Consider the following 26,216-nt stretch of genomic DNA (forward strand, 5'->3'; position numbering starts at 1 on the left):
ATAAACGCCCAAACTGATGATGTCAAAGAAAATGCCGCCTGAAGGTTTTTCAGACGGCATTTTTATTTAATAACTTTTAAAAACAGCTCATATATCGTATCGTCGTATAGGCTATTTTAGGATGCTGCTTAATCTTCACCGGTGAGGGAGGTCAAGATATGCAGCAGGCTGCTAAAGATATTGTAAATTGAAATGAAGATGGTTAAAGCGGCACTGATATGGCTGGTTTCGCCACCGTCAATTACAGTGCGGATTTGATACATAATCAGTAGTGAGCTGAAAATCACAAAGCCGGCAGAAATCGTGAGGCTTAAAGCGGGAATTTGCAGGAAGATATTCGCAATTACGCCAACCATCAATACTACCGCTCCAACCGTTAAGAAACGACCCAAAGACTGCATATCGGCGTTGGTGCGTCTTGCTAAGGCAGACATGGTAAAGAAAACCGCTGCTGTCATGACTGCCGCAATACCGACTATTTGTGCGCCATTGCTAAAGCTCAATGTGTATTGAAGAAGAGGACTAATCAATACGCCCATGCCGAAAGTAAATACCATAAGCAAAGCAGCGCCGGTATTGCTATAGCGGTTTTTTTCAATCAAAAAACACATGCCGTAGAAAAAGGCGAAGAATACGCCTAAAGCTACCCAACGGTTGCCAAATAAACTGAACAGGCTAAAGCCCATTTGGTTGCTTAAAAATGCGCCGAGGGCACAGGGGATAAATGATAGACCTAGTAGGCCATAGGTTTTTTGCAGTACGGTATTTTTTTGTACTGCGCCGGGGGCGGCTGGTTGTGTGTAATCGTAAACGTCGCGTTGCATGGCGTTTGCTTCCTTTTATTTAGATAGTAAGTACGTTGTTGAAGAAAAATGATTTTAACAGCAAATCATGAAAAATGTTGAAAAATTCTCTCAAATAAATGTGAGTTCCTAAAAATTTTATCAGAATAGTTTATTTATGTTGGTATTGGACATGAGCCGGAAAAATATCATGTGGCGGTACATTTCGCTTACTTCAAAAAATTAGGGGAGTTTACTGAAAATACAAGAAGTTGGAAGAAAGTAATTTACTTATGTAGGATAATGGGTGGAGTAATTTCGTATTGAACCATCTTTCTGGTAACGGGATACTACATTTCTTTCAATCTTAAATGATTGAAGAAATTAAGAGTATTTTTAGAGCTTGTATTTAATTGGGCGATATGTGCAAAATAAGGCTGATTTGTTGGCAATCCCAAGCTATAATCCGAGAATGCCGTGTAGAAACGGCTTGTGCTGCTGATGGCAGACAATATGAAATTCAATTCATTTATCAAGGTAAACAGACCGTCACTTAGGAGAAAAGATTATGACTGCTGCAAATAATTACGAGCGCGTACAGCACGCAGGTTTGCGTGAAAAAATTATGAGCGCGGAGCAGGCAGCCGAATTCATTCAAAACGGTATGAATGTAGGTATCAGCGGCTTTACTGGTGCAGGCTATCCTAAAGCCGTGCCAACAGCGTTGGCAAAGCGCATGGAAGAGGCGCATGCACGTGGTGAGGAATTCGGTATCGGCATGTTGACCGGTGCTTCTACCGCAGATGAGTGCGACGGTGTATTGGCGCGTGCGCAAGGTATCAAATTCCGCACGCCGTTCCAATCTGATCCCACTTTGCGCAAACAAATTAACGCAGGCGCTACCAACTATATTGACGTGCATCTGTCTCACTTGGAGCAGCAAGTGCGCTACGGCTTTTTTGGAGAAATGGACGTTGCGTTGATTGAAGTAACCGGTATTTTGCCTGATGGCCGTTTAATCCCTTCGTTGGGTATCGGTACTAATAACCAATGGTTGAAATCTGCCAAAAAAGTAATCGTTGAGGTTAACAGCCGCCAAAATATTTTGCTTGAAGGTATGCACGATATTCATCCTGATATCGGTGTGCCGCCGAACCGTAAACCGATTCCGATCACAGCGCCGAATGACCGTATCGGTTCCCCTTATTTGGAATGTGATCCGGATAAAATTGTTGCGGTGGTATTAACCGATTTGCCTGACCGTAACAGTAAATTTGCCGATCCGGATGATAATTCAAAACGCATTGCCGCCCAAATTATCGATTTCTTCTCTCATGAAGTGAAAATGGGCCGTATGCCGAAAAACCTTCTGCCGTTGCAATCCGGTGTGGGTAACGTAGCCAATGCCGTATTGGCAGGTCTGCAAGATGGCCCGTTTGAGAACCTGACCGGCTATACCGAAGTATTGCAAGACGGTATGTTGGATTTGATTCTTTCCGGCAAAATGCTGTCTGCTTCGGCAACCGCATTGTCATTCAGCCCGGATGCGCTAGACCGTTTTAATGCCAATATTGAAACGTTGAGATCAAAAATTATTCTGCGCCCGCAGGAAGTTACCAACCATCCCGAAGTGTCGCGCCGTTTAGGTGTGATTGCGATGAATGCAATGATCGAGTGTGATATTTACGGTAACGTAAATTCTACCCACATCATGGGAACCAATATGATGAACGGTATTGGTGGTTCGGGCGACTTTGCACGCAATGCCTTCTTGTCTTTCTTTGTGACTCCTTCTGTCGCAAAAGACGGTGCGATTTCTTGCATCGTACCGATGGTGTCGCATCACGACCATACCGAACACGATGTGATGGTATTGGTAACAGAGCAAGGTTTGGCTGATTTGCGTGGTAAGTCTCCGCGTCAACGTGCCAAACTGATTATTGAAAATTGTGCGCATCCGGATTATCGTCCGATGTTGAAAGAATACTATGAGCGCGCTGAAAAAGCAGGTGGTCTGCATACTCCTCATGTTCTGAACGAGGCGTTGTCATGGCATCAGCGTTTTGTAGAAACTGGTGATATGCGCATCAAATAAGTATCAGAATTGCTTGATTAAAACCTCTGCTTAGGCAGAGGTTTTTGCTTCATAGAGATGATATTAAGATTTTCAGGTATAGTTTCTTAATTGTTACTTATGATCTGGGTATTTTGATTAAGTTATTGCCAAATAAATAATCGATAAGAAGGGCCGTCTGAAAGTTGACTGATGCCAACATACTAGATTATTCAGTTTTTTGTATATATGAAGCATAGAATTTCTGTGGTCGAATAAATTCTAGGCCAGTATTTAAAAATGTTTGGTTACGCTAGTTATTTTCGGCGGAGATAAGTAAAACCAAGCCATATGGTGATGGCTTGGTTTGATTTTTATTGGCTAATCAAAGAAGTTACTCTTGGGGTGTATAGCCTTGCACATGGTCGGCTCCATCGCCGAAGAAATAATTTTCCATTTGCTGTGCAAGATATTGACGGGCACGGGGGTCTGCCAAGCTCAAACGGTTTTCATTAATCAACATGGTCTGATGACGTGTCCATGCCTCCCATGCTTCTTGTGATACATTTTCAAAAATACGCTTCCCCAACTCATTGGGAAGAGGTGCGAATTTCATACCGGGGGCTTCTTTGCCCAATTTCACGCAGTGAACCATACGGGTCATGGTGTCGTTCCTTTGAGAATGATTCAGACGGCTTTTATTTTAGCCGAATGCAGACAACCTGTATATTGTGGGATTTAGATCCGATAAACAAATACTTTGGATTTGCGTCCGCTATCATCATATTCGCGGCGACGCTCGGTGGGCAGTTGGTCTACCGAAGCCGTTTGGAAGCCGCGCTCGATGAACCATTCGCCAGTATGGGTGGATAGGGCAAAAAGAGTATGGATACCGCGTGCTTTCGCTTGGTTGATCAAATGCTCAAGTAAGAGTTCACCGTACCCGCTATCTTGTGCTTCGGGTGAAACGACTAAACAAGCCAATTCTCCCACACCCGCTTCATCAAAGGTTTTCAAGATGACACAGCCGTAGATATGACCGTCGTGTTCTAATACGGAAAATTCGCTAATGTGGTTTTCAAGATATTCACGGCTGCGGCGCAATAGAACACCGGACTCTTCCAAGGGGCGTATTAAGGTAATGATGGCTGCAATGTCGCTGCTGGTAGCCTGACGAATGTTGATAAACGGGTTTCGGGCAATAGATGTACCTGCGCCATGCCGTGTGAATAGTTCGCGAATCAGGCTGCCGTCTTGGAGGCCGCTAAGTATTTGTGTGCGGCTTACACCATTTTCGACAGCATTGATCGCATGGCCGATAAGGCGGCGTTGTTGGTCATGGATACGGTCTGAGTTTAAATATTCTTGTGCTTCGCGGGCAGAGAGGTTGTCGAGTAACAGGCCTTGTTTATCGAGAATACCTTCCTGCTCGGTCAGGTAAATCAATTTTTCGGCGGCTAAGGCGATGGCAACTGCCTCGGCAATATCACCCATGCTGAGATTGAAAGTTTTTCCGCTCAGAGAATAGCCGAGCGGGCTGATTAATACCAATGTGCCGTTATCCAAATATTGGCGGATGGCTTCAGTATCAATTTTACGGATACGGCCGGTATAGCCCATATCTATACCGTCGATTACACCCAACGGGCGAGCAGAAACCATATTGCCGCCAGCTGTGCGTAGAGGTTTATTGCGATAAGGAGAAGGTGCGATACCTACAGCTAATGCGGCTTCTATTTCGTAACGCAGCATACCGCTGGCTTGTTTGGCACGAATAAGAGTGGTTTCATCGGTAATGCGGCGGTTGTTGTAATATTCCGGAGTAATGCTGTCTGCTTCGAGTAGACTATTGATTTGGCTTCTCGAGCCGTGTACGACTACAAGTTTCACACCTAAGCTAGCCAGCAGGTTTAGGTCGGATGCGATCGAACGTAGGGTAGCTCCCTCTAACAGTGTGCTGGAGATGCCGATAACGAGAGTTTTGCCCCGTAGATAGTTAATATAGGGGGCGGCTTCACGAAAGTCGGGAACGAAAAATTCGGAATGACTCATTTTCGGCTTAGCGCAGTAAGAAAAGGTAGAAAAGTTGCATGATCAATACGGTAAGGGCCACCATTGAAGCCATGGTCCAGTTGAAGCCTTCTTTGGCATCTTTTTGTGAGGCGGCTTGATTGGTGGGTTCTCGTTTGGTCGTAGTAGTCAGCATATTATCGAGCAAGTCGGCAATTTCGTGCTTGCTCATGGTTTTTTGCTTGCGGACTTGAGGGCCTAGGCTATGAACCAGCTTTACGTCGGTGATGGCATTAGGTAATTGGCCTGGTTTGACATTTTTAGGCATCTCGCGGGTATGGTGTTTGGCTTGGAACAAACCTTCGCATTTGCTGCACACGACATAGCCTTGGGCAACATTAAGTTGGTTGTCTTTAACCCATAGCTGGGTTTTACAGTGCGGACACACGCTGACTGGCATAATCGGCTCGGCCTTTTGAATCAAGGATATATTATTTTAAGGGGTTTCTGAGTTTGTGTATATCAACTACCGCCTGAGAAAAAGGCGGTTAGGTATTACTCTACGCCGTACCGTTCGCGGTATTGCCGAACAGGTTCTAAGTAACTTCCAAACTCTTCATTATTGTGTAAGAGGGTGAATAAATCGTTGAGATTTGCAATGGAGATAACCGGCAGACAGTATTGTTGCTCGACTTCTTGTACCGCCGAAAGTTCGCCGGTGCCTTTTTCCATGCGGTCAAGTGCAATCACAACGCCTGCCGGTTCGGCGTTTTCACCTTGAATCAATTTTACTGATTCGCGTACGGAAGTTCCGGCAGATATGACATCATCGATAATCAATACCTTACCTTGTAGCGGTGCGCCAACCAATACGCCGCCTTCGCCATGGTCTTTCGCTTCTTTCCGGTTGTAGGCAAAAGGTACGTTTATCCCTTTTTCGGCCAGCATCATGGCTGTAGCGGCCGCCAAGATAATGCCTTTATAGGCAGGGCCGAACAGCATATCAAATTGAACTTTACTGGCAATAATGGCTTCGGCATAAAATTTGGCTAGTGCCAAGGTTCCGGCGCCATCGTTAAATAGACCGGCATTGAAGAAGTAAGGAGACTGACGGCCGGCTTTGGTGGTGAATGAACCGAAACGCAAAACATCTTGGCTGAGAGAGAATTTTAAGAAATCTTGGCGGAAATCAGACATAACGGTCTTTCTTCAAAATAACAAAGGGTAGGGCAAATATGGTCGATTATAGCAAATAAAGAATATGCGTATGGGGTTGTAGCTTTCAGACGGCCTTGGGTACTTCTTAATTATTATTTTTGAGGGTTGGGAATTTTCAGTGTCCGCCGCCGCCTCCGCTGCCAAAGGGCGGTTTGGCAAACCATACTACGGTAATCATGAGAATAAACAAAATGCTTCCTGCCCAAAATATTTCGTTTGAGCCGATTAAAAAGCCCTGTTGGGAAATGGTGCGGGCTATCGTCCCGTATGCTTGTGTATCATTCATGCCCAGTTGTACCATACCGTTTAATGCCTCGCGTGTGGCATCGGAATAGGGTGTAATATTTTCTGCCAATTGGGTATGATGCAGGGCTTCGCGTTTTTCCCACATCGTGGTTACCACAGATACGCCGACACCGCCCATAAATACCCTTAGGAAATTTGATAAGCTGCTTGCGGCGGCGATTTGGGAGCCTTTCATATTGGAAAGTGTAATGGTGGTAAGCGGCATGAAAAACATAGCTACGCCCAAACCTTGCCAGAATTGCGGCCAAACTACGTTGCCGAAATCCATACCGGAATAGAAGGTGGTGCGCCAATAGAAGGTGCCGGCAAAAACCAGAAAGCTGGCACTTACCAACCAGCGCATGTCGAGCTTTCCGCCGAAGCGTCCGATAATAGGGGATAAAATGACCGGCAGAATGCCGACGGGTGCAGCCGCCAGCCCCGCCCAGGTGGCGGTATATCCGAGGTGCCCCTGTAATACTAGCGGTAGCAGGGTGAGCGTTCCCATATAGAGCATAAAACCTAGGGAAATAGTGATGACGCCCACGGTAAAATTACGGTCTTTGAAGAGTGATAAGTCAACAATCGGATATTTTTCGCCCAGCTCCCATACGATAAAGTAGCCTAAGCAGACAGTGGCAATGACAGCCAATAAAATAATTTCTCCTGATGCAAACCAGTCTAATTCTTTGCCGCGATCAAGCATCATTTGTAATGCACCGACGCCGATAACCATTAAAACCAATCCTGTATAGTCGACAGGTGTCCGTTGTATTTCGGTTTCTCTGTGGCGCAGATGTTTCCAAGCAACTAATGCGGCAACCAGGCCGATAGGTACGTTGATAAAGAAAATCCAGCCCCAATGCCAATTATCGGAAATCCACCCGCCTAAGATAGGCCCCATTACCGGAGCGACAACGACAGTCATCGCCCATAAAGCCAGTGCCAATGTCCGTTTTTCGGGAGGATAAGATGCCATCAGCAAGCTTTGAGAAAGAGGTATGAGCGGCCCCGCGATAAAACCCTGTAATACACGGAATAACACCAATAAGCCCAAACTGTGGGCAATACCGCACAGCCATGACATAACAACAAAGCCAATGGTAGAAAAAACAAATACGCGTACTTCACCGAAACGACGGGCCATAAAGCCGGTGAGTGGAACTGAAACGGCATTGGCTACGGCAAAAGAGGTAATCACCCAGGTTCCTTGTGTCGTAGCCGCTCCTAAATCGCCTGCGATAACGGGAACGGCAACGTTGGCGATGGTGGTGTCCAGCACTTCCATAAAAACAGCCATACTCAATGCTAAGGTAACCAACACCAATGGAAGGCCTTTGAGTGGCGGGTGATTCATAATATTTTCCTTTGGATTTCAGACGGCCTGCCGGATAAGGGCTTGAAACAGCAGTCAGATAATTTTCATTACAACACTTTTTGTTTTTATTTTTAATAGAACGGCCTGTAAATTTTATTGGTTTGGGTAGCGAAGTGGGTTTCTTACAAAAAGGCCGTTTAAAAGCATAAGTTGCACCAGAAGAAGTTTGTGTTTGAAAATTGTTTGGCAAATCGGAATGGATGCTTTGCGGAATGTTACCGGAGATAAATCATTCAGACGGCCTTGTACATCAGCCAAGCGATTAAGTAATTCGGCAAATAAGGCCGTCTTTTTTATTGGGAAATACATTTTAGACTTAATATAACGGCAGCCTGATAAATTCTTATCCGGCCGCCTAAGGTATTTATTTTGCGTATTTTTCAAAGATTTGGTCAATCAGTGCATCTGCGGCAGCCCAGTCTACCGGGTCTGCTTCGGGGGCTATTATATTTTTGGCTGCGGCAGCCGCCATGTTTTGGCCGTTTTCATTCTTGGTGTCGACTGTAACCGACATAGACAAACCGACCCGAAGAGGATTTTTTTGCAATTCTTGCGGATCCAAGCTGATACGTACCGGTACGCGTTGCACAACTTTAATCCAGTTGCCAGTAGCATTTTGCGGCGGCAGCATGGAAAAAGCGCTACCCGTTCCGGCCGATAGCCCCATAATTTTGCCTCGGTATTTGACTTTATTGCCATAAAGGTCAGAAGTCATGACTACAGGTTGGCCTATGCGCATTTTGCTTAATTGTACTTCTTTAAAGTTGGCGTCCACCCAAAGATCTTGTAAAGGAACAACAGCCATCATCGGTGCGCCGGGTGTTGTTTTTTGGCCGATTTGGATATTGCGTTTAGCGATTTGGCCTGAGGTGGGAGCGCGGATTTGGGTACGCTGAAGGTTTAACCAAGCATCTTTAATGTGGCTGACGGCAGTTTGTACTGCTGGCTGCTGGCGTAGGGGAATATTTTTACCTAATGCGGCTTGAACTGATGATTCTTGAGCCTGAACTGCTTTTAAAGCGGTTTGTGCCTGCACCACAGCGGCACGGGCATGGCTCAGTTCTTCTCCTGAAATAGCATCCGTGCCGGCCAAAGATTCGCGCCGGCGTAGGTCTGCCTGTGCTTTTGCCAAATCGGCTTTAGCGGCTAAAACCCGTGCTTGCGCTTCGGCATTGCCTGCATTTTGTTGTTGGTATTGGCGGATAGCCTGAATCAGTTCGCTTTGCGCCCTGTCGTATGCCAGTTGGAAGTCACTATCATCCAGTATCACCAAGACATCGCCTTTTTTTACGATATCAGTATCTTCGACAGCCACTTTGCGTACAGTTCCAGCTACTTGGGGGGTGATCTGTACCAAATGGCCGGCAACATAGGCGTCTTCAGTTTCTTCTTGGTGTTGCCAAACCAGCAGGTATATCAGTAGGAATCCAAGACCGATGATGATAAAAAAGAGAGTTAGCAGAGTCAGATTACGTTTACGGTGGCCGGATATGCCGGTTTTTCTAACGGTAATAGATCCCGGTTGTTCTGTTGCCATTTCGGTGCTTGGGGAAGAAGTATGATTGTTATTCATAGTGATATTCGGCTTTGTTTGGTTGTATTCTTTATTCACAACAGTGTCGGGACGATTGGTTTTGTGCGGCCGGCAGGTATCAGTTTGGAATCGATTTTGCGATGTTGTTGCCCGTTTCGTACTTGGTTGCCCCGATATGATTACTTTGAATTGTACGACTATTTGCGCTCCGCTGCCTTATACTATTTCGTTTGGTTAAGGCAATTGTATTCATTTTAATACGGAAATTTGAATACGGTTTATTCAAAAATGCTTTCAGACGGCATACATACTTTTCTGATGTATGGATGCCGTCTGAAAATAATTGGCAGAAGTTTATTTTATTCCGCCTTAAATCCTCCGCCAAGCTGTGCATGTAAATTGCTCCATGAGGTTAGCAAATCAGCTTGGATTTTTACACTTTGTTGCTGTTGTTGTAGTGCTGCGTCTTGTTTTTGCAGATAAGTGAGCTTGCTATCCAATCCGGCACGGACTCTACGTTGGCTGGCCGTGGCTGATTTGTTTGCGGTTTGCTCCGCACGCTTTTGCAAATTAGCTTGTTCTTGCAGTATTTGGTAATCACTGACCGCATCTGCCGCTGAGCGCATGGCATTCAATACGGTTTGGTCGTATAGGGCAATTTGACGGTTATATTCTGCGCGGCTCATAGCTAACCGTGATTGTAAGGCTCCTGAAGTGAAAATCGGTAAATTAACGGCAGGCAGAAGCCCCAGCATGGCGGAATTTTTGCCGTTTACAATATTGAAAGCGTCAATATGCGATAAGCCGGCCAAAAGCTTAAGTTCGATATTCGGGTAGAATTCCGCTTTCACTGCTGTGATGTCTTCGGAGCGAGAAAGCAGTAAAGCTTTTTGAGCGGCAATATCGGGCCTGCGGCTCAGTAAATCTGCCCGGATATTGTTGATGCGCAATGAAGGAGCATTTGAAATCGCCGTGGGTTGGAAGTTATCGAGTGCATTGGGAGCCTGCCCGCAGAGTGTTGCAAGACTGTGACGGAGACGGGCGCTTTGGCGTTGCAATTCAAGAAGCTGACTTTGCAAAAGCAGCTGAGCCTGCTCGGCAGGATATAAGGCACTACCAGGCAATAGTTGTGCTTGGATGCGTTGGCGTAATAGCGTTTCGGTTTCTGATGCGAGAGCGATTCGTTCTTGTAAGATTTTTTCTTGTGCAGAAAGGCTTTGTAAGCTGAAATATTGGGCGGCAACCGCTTGTGCAACTGTTAGGCGGGCTTGTTCCGCTTCATATGCAACTGCTTGTTTTTGTCCTAAAACGGAACGTATGCGGGCACGGTTTTTGCCCCAAAAGTCGAATACCCAGCTGCTTTGTACGGCCAAGTTGGCAAATTTTAAAGTATTTCCGGTATCGCCGTATGGTGAGGAGGGCTTGGGTGAAACGTAGATTCCTGCCCCTTGGGCGGTTAAACCGATTTGAGTTTTATCGGCGGCTTCGGTGATCCCCAGTTGGGCTTGCGCCTGATTAAAGCGGGCTTGGGCGGCGCGCAAGTCCGGTGAGGTTGCTAATGCGCGGTTAACCAATCGATTGAGCTGAGGATCATTTAGCTGCCGCCACCAGTATGGGGCACTTGGTGTGGAACGGCCTTTCGGCAACGAATACGCCGTTGGAGATTCCAACGGCGATTGTTTTCCAAGGGGTGCGCATGCTGCCAATAGTGATATTGCGCTTACCAGCGTTGCGCATCTTAGGATAAATAAACGGTTCATACAGTTTTCCAGCAATACTTCTGTCTGCGACCAAATCAGTTGTTCAGTCGGGTCAGCAGTTTGCTCAGCAGATGGTGCAGTTGGGTATAATCTTCTTCGGTAAATACGTCCCAGACATTATCGCCATTATCAGAAATCTTAGGCCAAATTTTCTGGATGAATGATTCACCTTCGGCAGTTAATTTTAGCACGATTTGCCGACGGTCTTGTTGGTTTATATGCCGTTCTACCCAGCCGCGCTCTACCATTTCGTCGGAAAGACGGGTAGCACTGGTACGGGTCAGATCCATCAAATCGCTCAGGCGGGAGGGAAGAATTTCACTGTTTGGGCTTACATATACCGCCATTACGGCAAACCAAAGGTTTTCATTAATGCCGTAAGCTTTCAGACTTTCATTCAGTTTGCTGCTCAAGCGTTCGGTAACAACACGAAGCATGCGGGTTGCCCGTGCCTGCGGTTCTGAAAATTGAGGCAGTCGCTCGGAAAGCAGGCGTAAAGCATTAGATAATTCGGCTTGTGAAAAACTCATATTTATTATCTCGAAAATTAGATTTAAGCAAAACCTTAAGTTACATTAACAGTGGAAACTTCATGTTAGCAGAGGGTAAATGCAGGTAGGCTATAAAATAGATAATCGGTTAAGCTATGCAACAGGCGGTTTAATCACTTCTTGAATTGTTTTATTGTGAGTTGTGTTGCAGGTTGCTTTTCTATTTTTAGCTTTCGCCAGGTTTGGGGAGCAATGTCAAAATACCTTTTTTTAGGGAAAGTGTATTTTGATCGGTGGAGTGCTCGTATATGGCGGCTTTCCTTAAGTCTAGTACTTGGGTTCGCGGTTGATTGTCTGTTGTGCGCCAGCTAATGAGATAAAGGGTGGGAGATACTGTTGTGATGGCTGCATGAGTACGGTATATGCTGCCTTGAGTAATTGGAGTGAGGAGAATTTCATTATCAGAAACAACGGTAAAATTATAACGTTCGTTGCCGAAATCAATACGGTATGTTCTGCCGGCAGCTGGGAAGGGAGATTGACCGTTGTTTGCAAACGGGCTTGATGCAATAGCAGTATTTTCGGGTGTTGGTGAAGGAGAAGGGTGTTCAATTTTAATTGAAAATGCAGCATCTGTTTGGGGCATAGCTACTGTGGGGGCTGCTTCTTTTTCAATGCGGACAGGAAAGGTGATATCGGGAGTAAGGATCTTATATTCTAGACCCCAGGCCGGCAATGCCGCGGCCCAAATACCTATACCGTAATAAATAATTGGTCTAAACATAGTGCAACTCATACTCCATTGAATTTGTTTTATTTATAAATTAAATACCTTGTATCTCCAGTTAGACTTTTAGATTTGAATTTAGTTTCTATACTTTACTAATAAAATAGCATTAAGAATTATTATTTTATTTTTCATAAAAATGATGCAGTTATATTCTATAACAAAAGTATTTTTGCATATTTGTTGCATTAATGTTTGGGGACGGATTGGGAATTTTCCTACGTTATGATGGTGTTTCTATATTCCATGAAAATGGAAAATAGGAGTATTAAAATACCAATTATTACAGTTTGAATTAAATATGGAGACGTAAAATTTATGTGTTATCGGTTTAATGCTATAATTTAAAAATTGCACTTGTGGTTCGAGAACCTCCCACATAAAAAAACTAAGGAAATTGATATGTCTAGAAGTGAACAGGAGTTAGACGGGATTACTTTATTGGGTGATAATAATACCCAATATAAAACCGAATATGCTCCGGAAGTACTGGAAGCTTTTGACAATAAGCATCCGGATAATGAATATCTCGTTAAGTTCGTATGTCCTGAATTTACCAGCCTGTGCCCGATGACCGGGCAGCCGGATTTCGCCACTATCTATATCCGTTATATTCCTGACGTGAAAATGGTGGAAAGTAAATCACTCAAACTCTATCTCTTTAGTTTCAGGAATCAAGGTGATTTTCATGAAGATTGTGTGAATATCATCATGAAGGATCTGATTTTGTTGATGCAGCCTAAGTATATCGAAGTACTGGGGGAGTTTACCCCCCGCGGAGGTATTGCTATTCACCCGTTTGCCAATTATGGGCGCCCGGGAACACGCTTTGAAAAAATGGCTGAAAACCGCCTCTTTACTTACGATTTGCCTTAAACAAAAATTACCCGATTATTTTTTAAGCTTAAGTGAAATACCTCAATTGGTATGCCGTCTGAAAGTTTCTTTCCGGCTGCTTTTGTATGCCAATGATGAATGATAGAGGTATGCGGTTTACTTTATTCTGATTGAAAGATTGTTATGTATCATTTTACAGCGGAACAACAAAGCAAAGCTTTGGTTTGGTTGTGCTTTTTTCATATTTTAGTTATTGCGGCCAGTAATTATTTGGTGCAGTTTCCATTTGAAATTTTTGGTTTTCATACCACCTGGGGAGCTTTTACTTTTCCCTTTATTTTTCTAACTACCGATTTGACAGTACGCATTTTCGGCCAATATTTGGCACGTCGGATTATTTTTTGGGTGATGCTGCCGGCCTTACTGTTGTCTTATGTGGTTTCGGTGTTGTTCAGCGAGGGAAATTGGATGGGCTTGGCCTCTCTGTTCAGTTTTAACACCTTTGTCGGGCGGATTGCCTTGGCTAGTTTTGCTGCTTATGTAGTAGGGCAGCTTTTGGATATTTTTGTTTTTAATCGCTTACGCCGTCTGAAAGCTTGGTGGGTTGCGCCTGCAGCTTCAACAGGATTTGGTAATGCGGTTGATACTTTGGTTTTCTTCAGTATAGCTTTTTACGCCAGTAGTGACAGTTTCATGGCGGCCAATTGGCCAGAGATTGCGTTTGTTGATTTCTTATTCAAACTGATTATTTGCGGTTTATTCTTTTTACCCGCATACGGTGTGATTTTGAAGTATTTGACGGCCAAACTGACGACTTTAAAGAAGAAAGAAGAACCTTTGTTTGAATCTGCTTAACAACTGGCTTCAAGATTTTTTGTTGGCCTATTATTCTGGAAAACCGGCTTTAGAGAGGCCGGTTTTCTTATTGCGGAAAGCTAAGCCATCCATATTTCGTTTTAAAAAAAAGATTGCTGCCATGTAAAATAAGCCAATTGCCACAAGGCCCAAGCACATACCAGCATGCCAGCTATAAAACGGACATATTGTTGTTGCAGAAATCCTTTAAGTTGGCTTGCGAAAAAGCCCATTGCAAGCAAATTAGGCAGGGTTCCCAAGGCAAAAGCCAGCATATACAACCCGCCTTTTAAGGCACTCCCACTACCTAGTGCGTAAAGTGATGCGCTATATACCAATCCGCAAGGTAACCAGCCCCATAAAATACCGACTCCCAAACAAGCCGGTAGTGAGCGTATCGGTAGTAATTTGTTGAGCAGAGGATTTAAGCGCCTCCATATTGGGCGGCCTAGGTTTTCGATTTTGCTGGCGGTGTTGGTAAGACCAGCCAGATACAGGCCTAACAGCAGTAGAAGTATATGGGCGGCGATGAATAAAATATTTTGAATGCTACGGGTTTGATCTAATGAAATACCGACTTGGCCTAGTAGTCCGAGTAAGACACCTATAATCGTATAACTGGAGATGCGGCCGATATTAAGCAGTAAAATCAACCAAAAGCGCCGGATGTGCGATGGCAGCTGTAAGGCAAATGCGCTGGAGAGTCCACCGCACATGCCGACACAATGTCCGCCCCCGAAAAAGCCGATTAAAAATAATGTAAATAAGGTAATGTTGCCGCTCATGGCTGTTGCCGCTTGGTTGGAATAATGATGAAGCAGTAGCAGTTATTGTAGCAATAATATCTTTAGGCTGCTGATTTGTGGACAGTGCAATACACATAAATTGTAAAGGGAATAATATTAAGGAAGCTCTTTTTGGGGAGATCTTGCATTTGATTTCCATGGAAGAAAGATCTATTAGATAGGTATATCCATATGTAAATTCGAGTAATTTTTACAAATGCTGCTTGAAAATTTGGCGGCTAAATGGAATCTTATAAACGAACCGGGCGTGGCTCGGGTTTTTAAATCTCTTAGGGAGTCTAAATTATGGGGCTGTTTAGCTTTGTTAAAAATGCAGGTGAAAAGCTGTTTGGTAAAGATGAAAAAGAAGTAGCGGCTGCGGCTGCTGCCAATGTGGCGGATTTGAACGGTAAAGCTTCTGCTGCGATCCAAACCTATATCGAAAAACAAAATCTCGGTTTAACCGGTTTGGCAGTATCTTTCGACGGTGCGACCGGCAAGGTTACCTTAAACGGCTCAGCACCTTCTCAAGAAGCTGCCGAAAAAGCAGTGCTGGCTGCCGGCAATGTAACCGGTGTGGCTGATGTTGATAATAATTTGGTATTCCCTGCTGCCTCTGCTGCACAATATCATGATGTGGTAAGTGGTGATACTTTGTCTGGTATTGCTAAAAAATACTATGGTGATGCCAACAAATATATGAAGATCTTCGAGGCCAATAAGCCTATGTTGAGTGATCCCAACAAAATTTATCCGGGGCAGAAGTTGCGTATTCCTGAATAAGCTCAGTTTATTGGATAACTAACGACCTTATCCTAAGGCCGTCTGAAAAAAGTTTCAGACGGCCTTTTTGTGTTCAGATGTTTTTGAATAAACCATATTGCTACGAAAATTTCATTCATTTTATTTTTAAGTGTTTTGTAGTGAAGCTAATTTGACATAAATTTATTTAAAGTAATTTTTTTTTAGAATTAAATTTTTTCAAATCATGTTTTAGGTATCGATTCATGTAATTTTACCCAGTGCAATTTATTTTTTTTTCGCCTAATATTCGAAGCACAGACTATTTTGTTTGCCCGATAAGGATAAAAAATGAGCAAAACATATACTACTAAATTTTCATTGCTTGCAGTGGCTGCGATGGCTTTGGCCGCATGTTCGCCTGCCGAGCAGAAAAGTGCCGCTGCTACTGATGCCGCTCCTGCTGCCGGAACCGTAAAGTATGTAGCAATCACAGCCATTGTCGACCATCCTGCTTTGGAGAGTGTGCGTAAAGGTGTGATAGAGGAGCTGAAAACACAAGGTTTTGAAGAGGGTAAAAACCTGAAAGTCGATTTCCAATCCGCACAGGGCAGTACGGCTACAGCGGGGCAAATTGCGAAGAAATTTGCAGGCGACAAACCCGATGTGATTGTTGCCATCGCCACACCCAGTGCACAATCCATGGTTGCGGCAACCAAAACCATTCCGATCGTATATGCGGCAGTAACTGATCCGGTTGCGGCGAAACTGGTGCCGAGTTGGGAGGCTTCTAAAACAAACGTTACCGGCGTTTCTGATGAGCTGCCGTTGGAGCCGCAGATCGAATTGATCAAGAAAATTGTGCCTAATGTAAAATCCGTCGGCTATGTGTATAGCCCGGGAGAAGTAAATTCAACGGTCGTATTGGATCAGCTGAAAGCAGCCTTGATTCCTCAAAATATCACCGTAGAGGCTGCTCCTGCACAGCGCAGTGCCGATGTGCCGACTGCTGCCCGCAGCCTGAAAGGCAAAGCTGATTTGATCTATACTTCATTGGATAACAATGTGGTGTCTGCATTTGAGTCGCTTTACAAAGTAGCCGTAGAAAATAAGCTGCCACTTTTGGCATCTGATACCGGTTCGGTAAAGCGCGGTGCAGTAGCCGCATTGGGTGTTAATTATATTGATCTGGGTAAGAAAACCGGAGAAACGGTTGCCCGTATTCTAAAAGGTGAAAAAGCCGGCGATATTCCTTCTGTCCGCATGGACAAGCTTGATCTGATCGTGAATAAAAAGCATGCGCAAGAGCAAGGCCTGACTCTTTCGGATGAAGTTTTGAAAGAGGCGGCAGAGGTACAGGAGTAAAGCAGAACATTGGATGAGATTGCTGAAGGTTTTACGCAGTCTCTCGGAACCATAAAGGCCGTCTGAACGGAAATCATTATTCGGACGGTCTTTATTGTTGGATTTACAGTTTGAAAAATAAGCAGAAAAAAATGTCTATAGAAGCATTATTCGGAGCGTTTGAAAGCGGTTTGATTTATGCACTGGTAGCCATCGGTGTGTTGATTTCCTTCCGCATTTTGGATTTTCCTGATCTGACTGCCGACGGCAGTTTTCCCTTGGGTGGTGCGGTGGCCGCAGTTTGTATCGTAAGCGGGGTAAATCCGTGGTTAGCTTGTGCCGCAGGAATGCTTGCAGGCGCGGTAGCCGGTGTGGTTACTGCCTGGTTGCATGTGTCGCTGGGTATTTTGCAGCTCTTGGCCAGTATTTTGGTGATGGTCGCGCTGTATTCCGTCAACCTCAGAATTATGGGGGCGCCGAATGTACCGCTGATTGGGGAGAGTACCGTATTTACTCCATTTGTTGCCGAGGATTTCAGTAATCAATATTGGGTGCAGCCGCTGGTGATTTTGGGTTTCGTGATAGTGGCAAAACTGGTTATGGACTGGTTTTTCTCAACAGAAGCGGGTTTGTCGATGCGCTCGACGGGGGCTAACGGCCGTATGGCTAGGGCACAGGGCGTGGGTACGTCTAAGATGATTATTATCGGTATGGCGATTTCCAATGCACTGGTTGCATTGGGCGGCGCGCTGTTTGTGCAAACACAGGGCGGTGCTGATATTTCTATCGGTGTAGGTACGATTGTGATCGGTTTGGCGGCAGTGATTATCGGCGAAACTTTAATGCCGAGTAAGCGTGTGTGGGTATGGATACTATCGGTGGTGGTAGGGGCGGTGCTATACCGTTTGTTTATCGCCTTGGCCTTAGGCAGCGAAACTTTGCGCAACATAGGTTTCGGCCCGCAAGATTTGAATCTGCTTACCGCTGTTTTAGTCGTGATTGCTTTGCGTATGCCCTATATTAAACGCCGCTTGAAAAGGAAACATTCATCATGATGCGCGCCGATAATCTGAAAATTACTTTTAACCCGGGTACGCCGATTGAAAACCCGGCCTTGCGCGGCACCAGCTTGAGCATTGCAGATGGTGAATTTATAACCGTTATCGGCAGCAACGGCGCGGGTAAATCTACATTTTTAAATGCCATCAGCGGTGATTTGCAGGTGGACTCGGGAGTGATTACGATTAACGGTCAAGATGTTACCCGTTTGCCCGCCCATAAGCGCGCACATCTTGTCGCTCGGGTGTTTCAAGATCCGATGGCAGGAACTTGTGAAGCTCTGAGTATTGAAGAAAACATGGCACTTGCTTATAAGCGTGGACAAAAACGCGGCTTGGGGTTGGCTTTGAATAAGGCGAACCGCGAGCTTTTCCGTGAAAAACTTTCAATACTGAAGTTGGGTTTGGAAAACCGTTTAACCGACCGTATGGGCTTGCTCTCGGGCGGACAGAGGCAGGCGGTTAGTTTGCTGATGGCTAGCTTGCAGCCCAGTAAGATTTTGTTGCTTGATGAGCATACCGCCGCACTCGACCCGAAAACGGCGGCTTTTGTATTGGAGCTGACCGACCGTATCGTGAATGAAAACAAACTCACGGCCATGATGGTTACCCATTCGATGCGGCAGGCTTTGGATCACGGTAGCCGTACGGTAATGCTGCATCAAGGGCAGGTGGTGTTGGATGTATCAGGTGAGGAGCGTGCGGGTATGGATGTTCCTGATTTGTTGGACATGTTTGAGCGCACGCGTGGTGAGAAAGTGGCGGATGATACATTATTATTGGGTTGATTATTGTAAAATGATTGAACTGTTTAATATTGAATAATTGCCGGCCAAATATGCTATGCCGTCTGAAACTAAGTTTCAGACGGCATTTTTTACTTTGGGCCAGATAGGTTTGAAAAAAGTTTATTTTTAATTGACTAAAAAATGATGGGAGTATCAGGCTTTAAATTGATAAATAAAACTTAAGCCTGGCGGCGGCGTGCGGCCATTTTTTCACCGATAATGGTTAACTGTTCGACCGGAATAAATTTTTTGCCTAGCTCAAATAAGGGTTCTTCCAGCGCCAAGTGTTGTTTATAGGCTCGCGTAAAACGACGCAGAATTTCTTCATTCGGAAGATATGGTGTGTCGCCGGTTAATTTTTCAAATTCTGCGGTAAGTGCTAACCAATTGAGATGAAGGGATTCGTGCTGTTGTAACAGCAGGTTGATATCATTTTGAGTTTGCGGGGCATATTGTACCAATAGAGGGAAAAAGTCCTCTTCTTCGTCTTGATGGTGAAGTGGCGCAGCCTGTGTGAAGTAGCGGATGATTTGTCGTACGGCTTGGACTGCAACAGCGTCATATCCTTTTTCGGCAATGTGTTGCGGTAGAAGATTAATATCGTTGCAGAAACGGCGTACTTTTTCGTGGCATGCGTACAGCATTTCGACAGGCTCTGCAAAGGTTGTGCTTGTTTGGCCGGCGGGTGTAATTTGTATCATGACAGTAGGCTTTCCGACAAAATGATTAATTTATATGATAGCCGATTGGTGCGGTATTGCCATTCTTCAGAATGACTAGCGGCAACATGTGCCATCGAGAAAGTTGTGCATCACTATTCGGATGTAAAATAGTAAAGATAATAACTATTGTGCCGCACTTGATACAATCCGTATGTAGGGCCAAGCGGAAAACGGCGGATAAAGTTTCAGGCCGTCTGAAAATATGCTAATTTAGTATGGTTTTAATAACGGTTCGATAAGGGGAAAAACATGTATATGTTGGCGAAAAACCGTGCCGAATACGACCGGGAATGGGCGGTAGGGCGGCAACTGGCCGCATCGGATACGCAATCTCTGATTGAACGGATTCACGCGGGCGGTTCGGCGGCTCTTGAAGCATTGGATAAATTATCAAATATCCATTTTGCCCGTGCTTTTGTTGCATTAGAGCAGACCGATCTCCGAGCTTTCCGTCAAGAGTGCTATACGGCGGGCAAACTGCATATTATGGCTGCTTTTAATGATGGTCATGGCGGCCAGCCGTTTAAGGTTCATAGCGGAAATTATATCTATATTTTGTTTGCGGCTTTAATGTCGGGAAATCCTGCTTTAATCGGATTTTTGCAGCAAAATACCGAACATATCGGGCAGGGTGGGTTTAAGTTTTCCGGTGTGGATGGCGAACCGTATTTGGCGCAAACGATTTTATTGGCTTTGAAAGGCGATTTTTCTGCTGTGGCGCAGCGTTGTGCGTTATTTTTAGAAAAACCGGTAACTAAAGCAATGCAGAAGCGTTTGGCGGATTTTCAATTTTTGCAGGCGTTGGCAGAGGGGAATATCAAAGCAATGATCGGTTCGCTCACTTCTTTGCTCGAACCTGCTACCGCACGCCGTTCCGCCCAAGGTATGCTTTGCGGGTGGGATTTCTGTTTACAGCCGCAGGTATTGATCTATTTGCGGGTGGCGCAATTGCATGGTTTCGTATTGAACATTGCTTCGAATATTGCGCCGCGCGGCTTGGCTTTGGCACCGATGCCGTCTGAATATAGTGAATCTTATCCGTGGATGGCAGATTATGATTTGGGTGCACCTTTCGACCGGCAATATCAGTGGCTGGAGAAATTAAGCGCATAAAATTGATTGGTACGAGGTGATAGGCCGTCTGAAATATTGAGTTTCAGACGGCCTATAAATTTGCAATAACCTTAGTAAACCTATTATAGCCAATGCTGGTGCTAGGTGATTGTAGTTTAGTCTATGTGGTTTGATTTTATTGAGTAGGAGAAAGCCGTCATAACTGGGCGCGTAAATTATGAGTTATGACCCGTGGCGGCTAAACAAGTTTGTGTCAATTAATTGATATAAAAGTGATTTTTCTGTTTTCATTGATAGCTTATATGATTGCAAACAAAATTATGCCAATACGGTAACAGCATCACCTACGGCAACCGTGCCGCTGTTGAGCGCCCGCATGTTCATGCCGAAAATGGCTTTTCGGGTTTGGGCTAGGGTTTTCAGCGGCTGTTGTTGGGGGTCTTTTTCACCGTTGTGCAAATCTACGGTAGTCATCACACAGCGTGTACAAGGTTTGAATAATTCAAACCGCACATTACCGATTTGAATTTCCCGCCAGCTTTCTTCTTCATACGCTTCGATACCGTTAATCACGAGGTTAGGGCGAAAGCGGCGCATTTCCACTGTGCGGGGCAGGGTGGCATTCAGAGCTGCCAAAGAGGCTTGGTTGGTAAGCAGATAGGGTGCACCGTCGGCAAAGGAAAGAGGGGTGTCCGTGCCGGCAAGGGTACGGTTGCTTGGTGCGCCGATATAATTCAGACGGCATTGCGTACCGATTTTGCTGCTTAACCATGGGTCTGTATCATTGGTGTTTTGTTGTGCGGCAAAAGTATCTTTCCATACGGTTACATTGCTTGTTAACGTAAATTTTTTGGTAGGAAAAAAGCGGGATTCTCCATCAGGTGCGGTCAGGTATAAACCATCGGTTTCCACTGTTGCCTGCCATAGAAGTAGTTGGGGATATTTGCGGGCGGTGATGAAATTGCCTGTAAGGTCGGTCAGCAGCCAGCAGCGGTCGTGTTTAATGCCCATGGGTAGGATTTCCGTTTGTGCCATGTTGATGCCGCGCATGGATTTAACGGGATAGTAAATTAGTTCGGTCAGTTGCATAGTGGACTTCCGTTTCCGTGTGGTTGGAGCAAGTGGCAAGCAGAGCAAGGCCGTAATCGGCATTTGGATGGGTGGCCTGAAGGCTCCAACGTTATCGTAAAACCATTCTCTCTTCAACATACGCGATAGATTTTGATTGTAAAGAGATTTTGACTGTAATTTAAGTTGTCGGATTCTGAATGTTGCTTGCCTTTTAATTATTGGAAAACGTATCTGTATTTGTGATGTAAAAGGCTGTCTGAATGTATGATGGTGTTGATAGGCTTTTAATGCAGTTTAAGGCTTAAAATGATATGGGAGGTTGTCAGACGATATATTTTGAAATTCATCGGGCTGGTGTGTATTTATGGGTATACCGATATTAAAAGCCGACAGTTCACAAACTGTCGGCTTTTAATATCGGGCAAACGAAGAGTGAAGTATCTTAGGCTTCTGTTTGGTATTGCAGAGGCCGCAAGCCTAATTTGTCCATCAGCAGGCGGTCTTTGTCTTCTTCGGGGTTACCGGTAGTCAATAGCTTGTTGCCGTAGAAAATAGAGTTGGCACCTGCCAGAAAACACATGGCCTGCATGGCTTCGGGCATTTCGCCGCGCCCTGCCGAAAGCCGTACATAGCTGTTGGGCATGGTAATGCGGGCAACGGCAATGGTGCGTACGAATTCTGTCCAGTCTAAGTCTTCGGCATCGGCCAGCGGCGTGCCTTCTACTTTTACCAGTTGGTTGATGGGTACGCTTTCGGGCTGGGGGTCGAGATTGGCGAGGCTGGCGATCAAGCCGGCACGCTCGGGACGGCTTTCGTTCATGCCGACGATACCGCCGCAGCATACTTTCAAACCGGCACGGCGTACTTTACCTAAGGTATCCATACGGTCTTCGTGTTGGCGGGTATGGATAATGTCGTTGTAACGCTCGGGGTCGGTATCGAGATTATGGTTGTAGTAATCCAGTCCGGCATTTTTGAGGTCTTCGGCCATGCCTTCTTCGAGCATGCCGAAGGTGCCGCAAGTTTCCAAGCCGAGATTTTTGACGGCGGCGATAATTTCGCTAACTTGTTCGACATCTTTTGGTTTGGGGCCGCGCCAGGCAGCACCCATACAGAAACGGCTGGCTCCGCGTGCTTTGGCGATTTGTGCTTTTTCGAGAATTTCGGCCACATCCATCATGGTTTCTTTTTGAACCTCGGTGCTGTAATGCGCCGATTGCGGGCAATACTCGCAATCTTCGGGGCAACCGCCGGTTTTGATGGAGAGTAAGGTAGAGAGTTGGATTTCTTGTGGGTTGAAATGCCGGCGGTGTACTTCTGCGGCCCGGTAAATTAAGTCGAGAAACGGCATTTCAAACAGTTCTTCTACTTGGCATTTGCGCCAATATTGTGCGGTAGCGTGCGGGTTGCGTTCGCTTTGGCGGCGCAAGGCAACTGGGGATACGGTCATGATATGGCTTTCTGTGGTTTGCAGCGGCGCAATGACGCTGACGTGCCGTTTGCAAGCGCAATGTTTGCAAGGGCGGTGGTAGGGATAAGGCCGTCTGAAAGCTATAAGGATTCAGGCGGCCCCAGTATGTGCCGCTTAGTGTAGCATACAAATAAGTGGCGGACATATTTGATATATGGTAGGAATGCTTTACATCGGATTGGCTTTTCCTTTTATGAGGTTGGTGTGGGATGAAAGAAATAGAAAGGCCGGTATTTAAAGAAAGCCAGCCAGAAAAAGTTCGTTTAATTGATACGTATATTTTTTTGAGATGGAGCGAAAGAGGTGCTGCGGCGGTAGGAAACACGAGGTTGGGCTGCAAGCCGCATAACTTTTTAGGAGCAGCCGCTTGGTGAAGGCTTTAGCAGCCGGTGTTAATTGAGTAGCATTTCCTGCATTAATTTCATTCCCCACTGCCAACCATGCAGATAACCGTTCAAATGGCCTTCATGAGGCGACGTAAGTAAGCGGGCATTCCAACAGGCCGCTTGTGAAGCTGCCCATTCACGGGTGCAGTAAGGGTCGTTATTTCCGATAACCAAAGCGGTTTTGCAGTGACAACGTACCCTTTGCAGTGTATGGCAGCCATCATCGGGAAACGCGTGTTGCAGAGGCGAAACCAAAATCATATTTTTGATCCGCTTTTGCGTGTTGACATCTGCGAGATAAAGCCATGCCAGCCAGCCGGACACGCCCGCGCCATGTGAAACTACAGCGATATTCCGACTATGTATATCCTGCCAAGCCTGTCCAATAACCTGTTGCCAGTGAGCAATTGTCTGGTTTTGAGAAACTTCCGTAAGGCGGACGGTGGGATAACTGACTGCCCAACGGTCGATCCACATTTCAGGCTCGTCCGCATCGCGGACCAGCAGTAGGGTAAGGTCTTCGAGTTCTTGCGTATGCATGGCTTTGCCTAAAAGTTTCAGACGGCCTTATCGGATAGAAAATAAACAGTAGGGCTAAAGCAGTTTACAGCGAATAATCATATTCCACCACTAAAGGCGCATGATCGGAGAATTTTTCATCTTTATAAATATGGGCGTGCAGTGCGCGTTCGGCCAAGTGAGGCGTTACCATTTGATAGTCGATACGCCAGCCCACATCTTTCGCATAGGCCTGCCCGCGGTTGCTCCACCAAGTATAACCAGGTACTTCGGGGTACAATTTGCGCCACATATCCACCCAGCCCAAATCGCGAATCACTTTGCCTATCCATTCACGCTCTTCGGGTAAAAAGCCCGAGTTTTTCTGATTGCCTTTCCAGTTTTTCAAGTCGATATTTTGATGGGCGATATTCCAGTCACCGCATACCACAATATCACGGCCTTCCATTTTCATAGTTTCCAACATCGGGTAAAACGCATCGAGAAAACGGTATTTGAGTTCTTGTCGTTCCGGTGCGCTGGTACCCGAGGGTAAGTAAAGCGAAATAACGGAGAGATTACCGAAATCGGCACGTACAAAACGGCCCTCACGGTCAAATTCTTCAATACCCATACCATATTGAACATTATCCGGAGCCTGTTTGCTATAAATGGCCACACCGCTGTAGCCGCGTTTTTCGGCACAATGCCATACACCGTGCATACCATTCGGATTACGCATTTCAGGCTTCATATCAGCCTCTTGGGCTTTTAATTCTTGTACGCATACCACATCGGCATCCACTCGGGCAAGATATTCAATAAAGCCTTTTTGAGCGGCAGAGCGAATACCGTTTACATTGGCAGAGATAATTTTCAGCATAAATGTTTGGAAAAGGAAAAAATTGAAAGGTTGTATTGTACCTGAAAACCTTTTTGGACAGTTTGGGGAAAATAATAGTTATTTTATTGCTTTTGCTATTTTGTTTGGTTGTTATCATGCAGTTATATTGTTGTGCGGCTTTTTCGGCGGCTACGGCTGTGCTGCCGCCCGATGCGGGGCTGCTGCCGTTAATGTAGGCCAAGGTCGCGCCCAATGCGGGGCTGCTGCCGTTAATGTAGGCCAAGGTCGCGCCCAATGCGGGGCTGCTGCCGTTAATGTAGGCCAAGGTCGCGCCCAATGCGGGGCTGCTGCCGTTAATGTAGGCCAAGGTCGCGCCCAATGCGGGGCTGCTGCCGTTAATGTAGGCCAAGGTCGCGCCCAATGCGAAGTGTCCCAGTATTTGGGCGGCTTCGTTTTTGTTTTCACCGTGGCCGAACTGCTGTCCGATAGCGGCTGCCTGCAGGTCGCTTTGTCCGCCCAATGCGCCGGTAATGAGGGTGGTTGCGGCATTTAGGGCGCGGCTGTTGCTGCCGCCTACGCCCCAATCGCGGGCTTTTGCATAGGCCGTCTGAAAGCTTTCGCTATTGTTTAGCAGAAAGAGGGTTTTTCCTGTGTCGTCCAGATTGGCGTAATGCATTTGTTGTTCGGGCGACAGGTTGTTGAGGGCTTCTGCGCGGGCGGTTTCTTGCTCTTTTAGGGCATCGGCAGCCATATTGCCGCTAATGGTGCGTACGGCGGAGAAGATGTCGGTAGTGGCTTTGGCAACGGTTTGCTGTTTCTGCATCACCTCGCGGATATCGGGCAGGGCGTCGATTTGGCGGTGGGCGGCTGCCGCATCGCTGTTGATGCCCAATTCCTGTGTGGTGGTTGCTTTACCGCCGATATTCAGACGGCCTTCGCTTAGGGTGGCGTGGATCTAATAGTAAGAAAATGCTGTATGAAAAGTTACAGGCTGCTTTCAATCTGTAAAGGCAGCCCGAAAATCAGCGGCAAAAGTAACGATTAGAAATTGTCAAAACTAACAATGCAAAAAGTTGGGTCTTGACCCAACCTACGCTTACTACTTGCTAAAAAAAGAAAAAAATCCCTGTTTCCCTTTCTATTGCTATAGAAACTAAATCAAATATCTGCTTATAGATTTCTTCAGGGCTTTCCTGTATCCAATCTCTCAAAAAGTTTCTAAGGATAATTAATTTTTTAATATCAGTAATTTCTTCATTTTCGAAATCATCTATATTAATATCAAGTATATAGTTGATTTTTTCAAAAAAATCAGATGAAAATAGTTTATTAATTTGTTCCTGGTTAAGTGTTATTTCAATTAACTCATCTTGACTAGCTTCATTATACATTAACCTCTGTAAAGCTAATATATTAATAGGAACTGTGATGTACTTCATGATTT

At 45.5% G+C, this 26,216-nt stretch carries 27 protein-coding genes and 1 riboswitch; of the genes, 9 read left to right on the forward strand and 18 right to left on the reverse strand.

Going from position 1 to position 26,216, the window contains the following annotated elements; genetic code table 11:
• Positions 1 to 128 precede the first annotated feature (128 nt).
• Positions 129 to 824, reverse strand: a complete 696-nt coding sequence (locus tag LVJ86_RS02415; protein WP_047760696.1) for a Bax inhibitor-1/YccA family protein — start codon at positions 822 to 824, stop codon at positions 129 to 131.
• A gap of 526 nt (positions 825 to 1,350) precedes the next feature.
• Between LVJ86_RS02415 and LVJ86_RS02420 the strand changes: the two genes are divergently transcribed.
• Positions 1,351 to 2,877: a succinyl-CoA:acetate CoA-transferase ScpC gene (locus tag LVJ86_RS02420; protein WP_047760695.1), complete on the forward strand. Its 1,527-nt coding sequence runs from the start codon at positions 1,351 to 1,353 to the stop codon at positions 2,875 to 2,877.
• 352 nt (positions 2,878 to 3,229) lie between these two features.
• Here LVJ86_RS02420 and LVJ86_RS02425 read toward each other — a convergent pair whose 3' ends face one another.
• The 9 genes from LVJ86_RS02425 to LVJ86_RS02465 form a co-directional block, all read right to left on the reverse strand.
• A complete protein-coding gene (locus LVJ86_RS02425) occupies positions 3,230 to 3,499 on the reverse strand; it encodes an oxidative damage protection protein (RefSeq protein ID WP_047760694.1) in 270 nt (89 codons plus the stop codon).
• A 74-nt stretch (positions 3,500 to 3,573) separates the two neighbouring features.
• Positions 3,574 to 4,887: an amino-acid N-acetyltransferase gene (argA, locus tag LVJ86_RS02430; RefSeq protein WP_047760693.1), complete on the reverse strand. Its 1,314-nt coding sequence runs from the start codon at positions 4,885 to 4,887 to the stop codon at positions 3,574 to 3,576.
• A 7-nt stretch (positions 4,888 to 4,894) separates the two neighbouring features.
• The gene (locus tag LVJ86_RS02435; protein ID WP_047760692.1) at positions 4,895 to 5,305 is read right to left on the reverse strand and encodes an MJ0042-type zinc finger domain-containing protein; all 411 of its coding nucleotides are present in this window, start codon (positions 5,303 to 5,305) and stop codon (positions 4,895 to 4,897) included.
• A 95-nt stretch (positions 5,306 to 5,400) separates the two neighbouring features.
• Positions 5,401 to 6,042 (reverse strand): orotate phosphoribosyltransferase, encoded by a 642-nt coding sequence (gene pyrE, locus LVJ86_RS02440; RefSeq protein ID WP_047760691.1) that lies wholly within the window; start codon positions 6,040 to 6,042, stop codon positions 5,401 to 5,403.
• A gap of 136 nt (positions 6,043 to 6,178) precedes the next feature.
• Positions 6,179 to 7,705 carry a DHA2 family efflux MFS transporter permease subunit gene (locus LVJ86_RS02445; RefSeq protein WP_047760690.1) on the reverse strand — a complete coding sequence of 509 codons (1,527 nt, stop codon included), beginning with the start codon at positions 7,703 to 7,705 and terminating at the stop codon, positions 6,179 to 6,181.
• A 385-nt stretch (positions 7,706 to 8,090) separates the two neighbouring features.
• Positions 8,091 to 9,263, reverse strand: coding sequence for an HlyD/EmrA/EmrK family protein (locus LVJ86_RS02450; protein ID WP_047760778.1), 1,173 nt, complete (start codon positions 9,261 to 9,263; stop codon positions 8,091 to 8,093).
• A 356-nt stretch (positions 9,264 to 9,619) separates the two neighbouring features.
• Entirely contained in the window at positions 9,620 to 11,020 is a 1,401-nt protein-coding gene (locus LVJ86_RS02455) for an efflux transporter outer membrane subunit (RefSeq protein ID WP_047760688.1), read from the reverse strand.
• A 35-nt stretch (positions 11,021 to 11,055) separates the two neighbouring features.
• Positions 11,056 to 11,550, reverse strand: coding sequence for a MarR family transcriptional regulator (locus tag LVJ86_RS02460; RefSeq protein ID WP_047760687.1), 495 nt, complete (start codon positions 11,548 to 11,550; stop codon positions 11,056 to 11,058).
• A 187-nt stretch (positions 11,551 to 11,737) separates the two neighbouring features.
• Complete coding sequence (locus LVJ86_RS02465) at positions 11,738 to 12,295, reverse strand: MoaF-related domain-containing protein (RefSeq protein ID WP_047760686.1); 558 nt, start codon at positions 12,293 to 12,295, stop codon at positions 11,738 to 11,740.
• A gap of 356 nt (positions 12,296 to 12,651) precedes the next feature.
• Positions 12,652 to 12,696, forward strand: a riboswitch (PreQ1 riboswitch).
• Between the two features lie 4 nt (positions 12,697 to 12,700).
• Between LVJ86_RS02465 and queF the strand changes: the two genes are divergently transcribed.
• Both queF and LVJ86_RS02475 read left to right on the forward strand, forming a co-directional pair.
• Entirely contained in the window at positions 12,701 to 13,174 is a 474-nt protein-coding gene (queF, locus tag LVJ86_RS02470) for a preQ(1) synthase (protein ID WP_047760685.1), read from the forward strand.
• A 144-nt stretch (positions 13,175 to 13,318) separates the two neighbouring features.
• Entirely contained in the window at positions 13,319 to 13,990 is a 672-nt protein-coding gene (locus LVJ86_RS02475; protein WP_047760684.1) for a 7-cyano-7-deazaguanine/7-aminomethyl-7-deazaguanine transporter, read from the forward strand.
• Between the two features lie 101 nt (positions 13,991 to 14,091).
• On the opposite strand, the gene LVJ86_RS02480 is transcribed toward LVJ86_RS02475, so the two are convergent.
• Positions 14,092 to 14,775 carry a sulfite exporter TauE/SafE family protein gene (locus LVJ86_RS02480; protein WP_047760683.1) on the reverse strand — a complete coding sequence of 228 codons (684 nt, stop codon included), beginning with the start codon at positions 14,773 to 14,775 and terminating at the stop codon, positions 14,092 to 14,094.
• Between the two features lie 306 nt (positions 14,776 to 15,081).
• Between LVJ86_RS02480 and lysM the strand changes: the two genes are divergently transcribed.
• The 4 genes from lysM to LVJ86_RS02500 all read left to right on the forward strand — a co-directional run bounded on the left by lysM (position 15,082) and on the right by LVJ86_RS02500 (position 18,706).
• Positions 15,082 to 15,558 (forward strand): peptidoglycan-binding protein LysM, encoded by a 477-nt coding sequence (lysM, locus tag LVJ86_RS02485; RefSeq protein ID WP_047760682.1) that lies wholly within the window; start codon positions 15,082 to 15,084, stop codon positions 15,556 to 15,558.
• 357 nt (positions 15,559 to 15,915) lie between these two features.
• Entirely contained in the window at positions 15,916 to 16,881 is a 966-nt protein-coding gene (locus tag LVJ86_RS02490; RefSeq protein ID WP_483310653.1) for an ABC transporter substrate-binding protein, read from the forward strand.
• Positions 16,882 to 17,012: 131 nt separating this feature from the next.
• Positions 17,013 to 17,915 carry an ABC transporter permease gene (locus tag LVJ86_RS02495; RefSeq protein ID WP_047760680.1) on the forward strand — a complete coding sequence of 301 codons (903 nt, stop codon included), beginning with the start codon at positions 17,013 to 17,015 and terminating at the stop codon, positions 17,913 to 17,915.
• Positions 17,912 to 18,706: an ABC transporter ATP-binding protein gene (locus tag LVJ86_RS02500; RefSeq protein WP_047760679.1), complete on the forward strand. Its 795-nt coding sequence runs from the start codon at positions 17,912 to 17,914 to the stop codon at positions 18,704 to 18,706. Before LVJ86_RS02495 ends, LVJ86_RS02500 begins: the two co-directional genes overlap by 4 nt.
• Before the next feature lie 179 nt (positions 18,707 to 18,885).
• Here LVJ86_RS02500 and LVJ86_RS02505 read toward each other — a convergent pair whose 3' ends face one another.
• Positions 18,886 to 19,398, reverse strand: coding sequence for a hemerythrin domain-containing protein (locus LVJ86_RS02505; RefSeq protein WP_414629255.1), 513 nt, complete (start codon positions 19,396 to 19,398; stop codon positions 18,886 to 18,888).
• Between the two features lie 279 nt (positions 19,399 to 19,677).
• Here LVJ86_RS02505 and LVJ86_RS02510 point away from each other — a divergent pair, with 279 nt between their 5' ends.
• Positions 19,678 to 20,541 (forward strand): hypothetical protein, encoded by an 864-nt coding sequence (locus LVJ86_RS02510; RefSeq protein ID WP_047760677.1) that lies wholly within the window; start codon positions 19,678 to 19,680, stop codon positions 20,539 to 20,541.
• Between the two features lie 279 nt (positions 20,542 to 20,820).
• On the opposite strand, the gene LVJ86_RS02515 is transcribed toward LVJ86_RS02510, so the two are convergent.
• Positions 20,821 to 21,591, reverse strand: coding sequence for an MOSC domain-containing protein (locus tag LVJ86_RS02515; protein ID WP_047760676.1), 771 nt, complete (start codon positions 21,589 to 21,591; stop codon positions 20,821 to 20,823).
• A gap of 424 nt (positions 21,592 to 22,015) precedes the next feature.
• Entirely contained in the window at positions 22,016 to 23,023 is a 1,008-nt protein-coding gene (gene bioB, locus LVJ86_RS02520; RefSeq protein ID WP_047760675.1) for a biotin synthase BioB, read from the reverse strand.
• A gap of 230 nt (positions 23,024 to 23,253) precedes the next feature.
• On the opposite strand from bioB, the gene LVJ86_RS02525 reads away from it, so the two are divergent.
• Positions 23,254 to 23,418 (forward strand): hypothetical protein, encoded by a 165-nt coding sequence (locus LVJ86_RS02525; protein WP_161796051.1) that lies wholly within the window; start codon positions 23,254 to 23,256, stop codon positions 23,416 to 23,418.
• 18 nt (positions 23,419 to 23,436) lie between these two features.
• Here LVJ86_RS02525 and LVJ86_RS02530 read toward each other — a convergent pair whose 3' ends face one another.
• From LVJ86_RS02530 to LVJ86_RS02545, 4 genes are all read right to left on the reverse strand, one after another.
• Entirely contained in the window at positions 23,437 to 23,970 is a 534-nt protein-coding gene (locus LVJ86_RS02530) for an alpha/beta hydrolase (protein WP_047760674.1), read from the reverse strand.
• Positions 23,971 to 24,034: 64 nt separating this feature from the next.
• On the reverse strand, positions 24,035 to 24,811 hold the full coding sequence (locus tag LVJ86_RS02535) for an exodeoxyribonuclease III (protein WP_047760673.1): 777 nt from the start codon (positions 24,809 to 24,811) through the stop codon (positions 24,035 to 24,037).
• Complete coding sequence (locus tag LVJ86_RS02540; protein WP_244702594.1) at positions 24,747 to 25,664, reverse strand: hypothetical protein; 918 nt, start codon at positions 25,662 to 25,664, stop codon at positions 24,747 to 24,749. The genes LVJ86_RS02535 and LVJ86_RS02540 overlap by 65 nt, the downstream gene beginning before the upstream one ends.
• A gap of 214 nt (positions 25,665 to 25,878) precedes the next feature.
• Positions 25,879 to 26,211, reverse strand: a complete 333-nt coding sequence (locus LVJ86_RS02545) for a hypothetical protein (RefSeq protein WP_053008324.1) — start codon at positions 26,209 to 26,211, stop codon at positions 25,879 to 25,881.
• Positions 26,212 to 26,216 lie beyond the last annotated feature (5 nt).

This window comes from Neisseria arctica (assembly GCF_022870905.1).
Classification (GTDB): domain Bacteria; phylum Pseudomonadota; class Gammaproteobacteria; order Burkholderiales; family Neisseriaceae; genus Neisseria; species Neisseria arctica.

Excerpts from the sequence above, each read along its gene's own strand:
- LVJ86_RS02415 (WP_047760696.1), bottom strand. The coding sequence starts at position 824 with ATGCAACGCGACGTTTACGATTACACACAACCAGCCGCCCCCGGCGCA.
- LVJ86_RS02420 (WP_047760695.1), top strand. The coding sequence starts at position 1,351 with ATGACTGCTGCAAATAATTACGAGCGCGTACAGCACGCAGGTTTGCGT.
- LVJ86_RS02425 (WP_047760694.1), bottom strand. The coding sequence starts at position 3,499 with ATGACCCGTATGGTTCACTGCGTGAAATTGGGCAAAGAAGCCCCCGGT.
- argA (WP_047760693.1), bottom strand. The coding sequence starts at position 4,887 with ATGAGTCATTCCGAATTTTTCGTTCCCGACTTTCGTGAAGCCGCCCCC.
- LVJ86_RS02435 (WP_047760692.1), bottom strand. The coding sequence starts at position 5,305 with ATGCCAGTCAGCGTGTGTCCGCACTGTAAAACCCAGCTATGGGTTAAA.
- pyrE (WP_047760691.1), bottom strand. The coding sequence starts at position 6,042 with ATGTCTGATTTCCGCCAAGATTTCTTAAAATTCTCTCTCAGCCAAGAT.
- LVJ86_RS02445 (WP_047760690.1), bottom strand. The coding sequence starts at position 7,705 with ATGAATCACCCGCCACTCAAAGGCCTTCCATTGGTGTTGGTTACCTTA.
- LVJ86_RS02450 (WP_047760778.1), bottom strand. The coding sequence starts at position 9,263 with ATGGCAACAGAACAACCGGGATCTATTACCGTTAGAAAAACCGGCATA.
- LVJ86_RS02455 (WP_047760688.1), bottom strand. The coding sequence starts at position 11,020 with ATGAACCGTTTATTTATCCTAAGATGCGCAACGCTGGTAAGCGCAATA.
- LVJ86_RS02460 (WP_047760687.1), bottom strand. The coding sequence starts at position 11,550 with ATGAGTTTTTCACAAGCCGAATTATCTAATGCTTTACGCCTGCTTTCC.
- LVJ86_RS02465 (WP_047760686.1), bottom strand. The coding sequence starts at position 12,295 with ATGTTTAGACCAATTATTTATTACGGTATAGGTATTTGGGCCGCGGCA.
- queF (WP_047760685.1), top strand. The coding sequence starts at position 12,701 with ATGTCTAGAAGTGAACAGGAGTTAGACGGGATTACTTTATTGGGTGAT.
- LVJ86_RS02475 (WP_047760684.1), top strand. The coding sequence starts at position 13,319 with ATGTATCATTTTACAGCGGAACAACAAAGCAAAGCTTTGGTTTGGTTG.
- LVJ86_RS02480 (WP_047760683.1), bottom strand. The coding sequence starts at position 14,775 with ATGAGCGGCAACATTACCTTATTTACATTATTTTTAATCGGCTTTTTC.
- lysM (WP_047760682.1), top strand. The coding sequence starts at position 15,082 with ATGGGGCTGTTTAGCTTTGTTAAAAATGCAGGTGAAAAGCTGTTTGGT.
- LVJ86_RS02490 (WP_483310653.1), top strand. The coding sequence starts at position 15,916 with ATGGCTTTGGCCGCATGTTCGCCTGCCGAGCAGAAAAGTGCCGCTGCT.
- LVJ86_RS02495 (WP_047760680.1), top strand. The coding sequence starts at position 17,013 with ATGTCTATAGAAGCATTATTCGGAGCGTTTGAAAGCGGTTTGATTTAT.
- LVJ86_RS02500 (WP_047760679.1), top strand. The coding sequence starts at position 17,912 with ATGATGCGCGCCGATAATCTGAAAATTACTTTTAACCCGGGTACGCCG.
- LVJ86_RS02510 (WP_047760677.1), top strand. The coding sequence starts at position 19,678 with ATGTATATGTTGGCGAAAAACCGTGCCGAATACGACCGGGAATGGGCG.
- LVJ86_RS02515 (WP_047760676.1), bottom strand. The coding sequence starts at position 21,591 with ATGCAACTGACCGAACTAATTTACTATCCCGTTAAATCCATGCGCGGC.
- bioB (WP_047760675.1), bottom strand. The coding sequence starts at position 23,023 with ATGACCGTATCCCCAGTTGCCTTGCGCCGCCAAAGCGAACGCAACCCG.
- LVJ86_RS02525 (WP_161796051.1), top strand. The coding sequence starts at position 23,254 with ATGAAAGAAATAGAAAGGCCGGTATTTAAAGAAAGCCAGCCAGAAAAA.
- LVJ86_RS02530 (WP_047760674.1), bottom strand. The coding sequence starts at position 23,970 with ATGCATACGCAAGAACTCGAAGACCTTACCCTACTGCTGGTCCGCGAT.
- LVJ86_RS02535 (WP_047760673.1), bottom strand. The coding sequence starts at position 24,811 with ATGCTGAAAATTATCTCTGCCAATGTAAACGGTATTCGCTCTGCCGCT.
- LVJ86_RS02545 (WP_053008324.1), bottom strand. The coding sequence starts at position 26,211 with ATGAAGTACATCACAGTTCCTATTAATATATTAGCTTTACAGAGGTTA.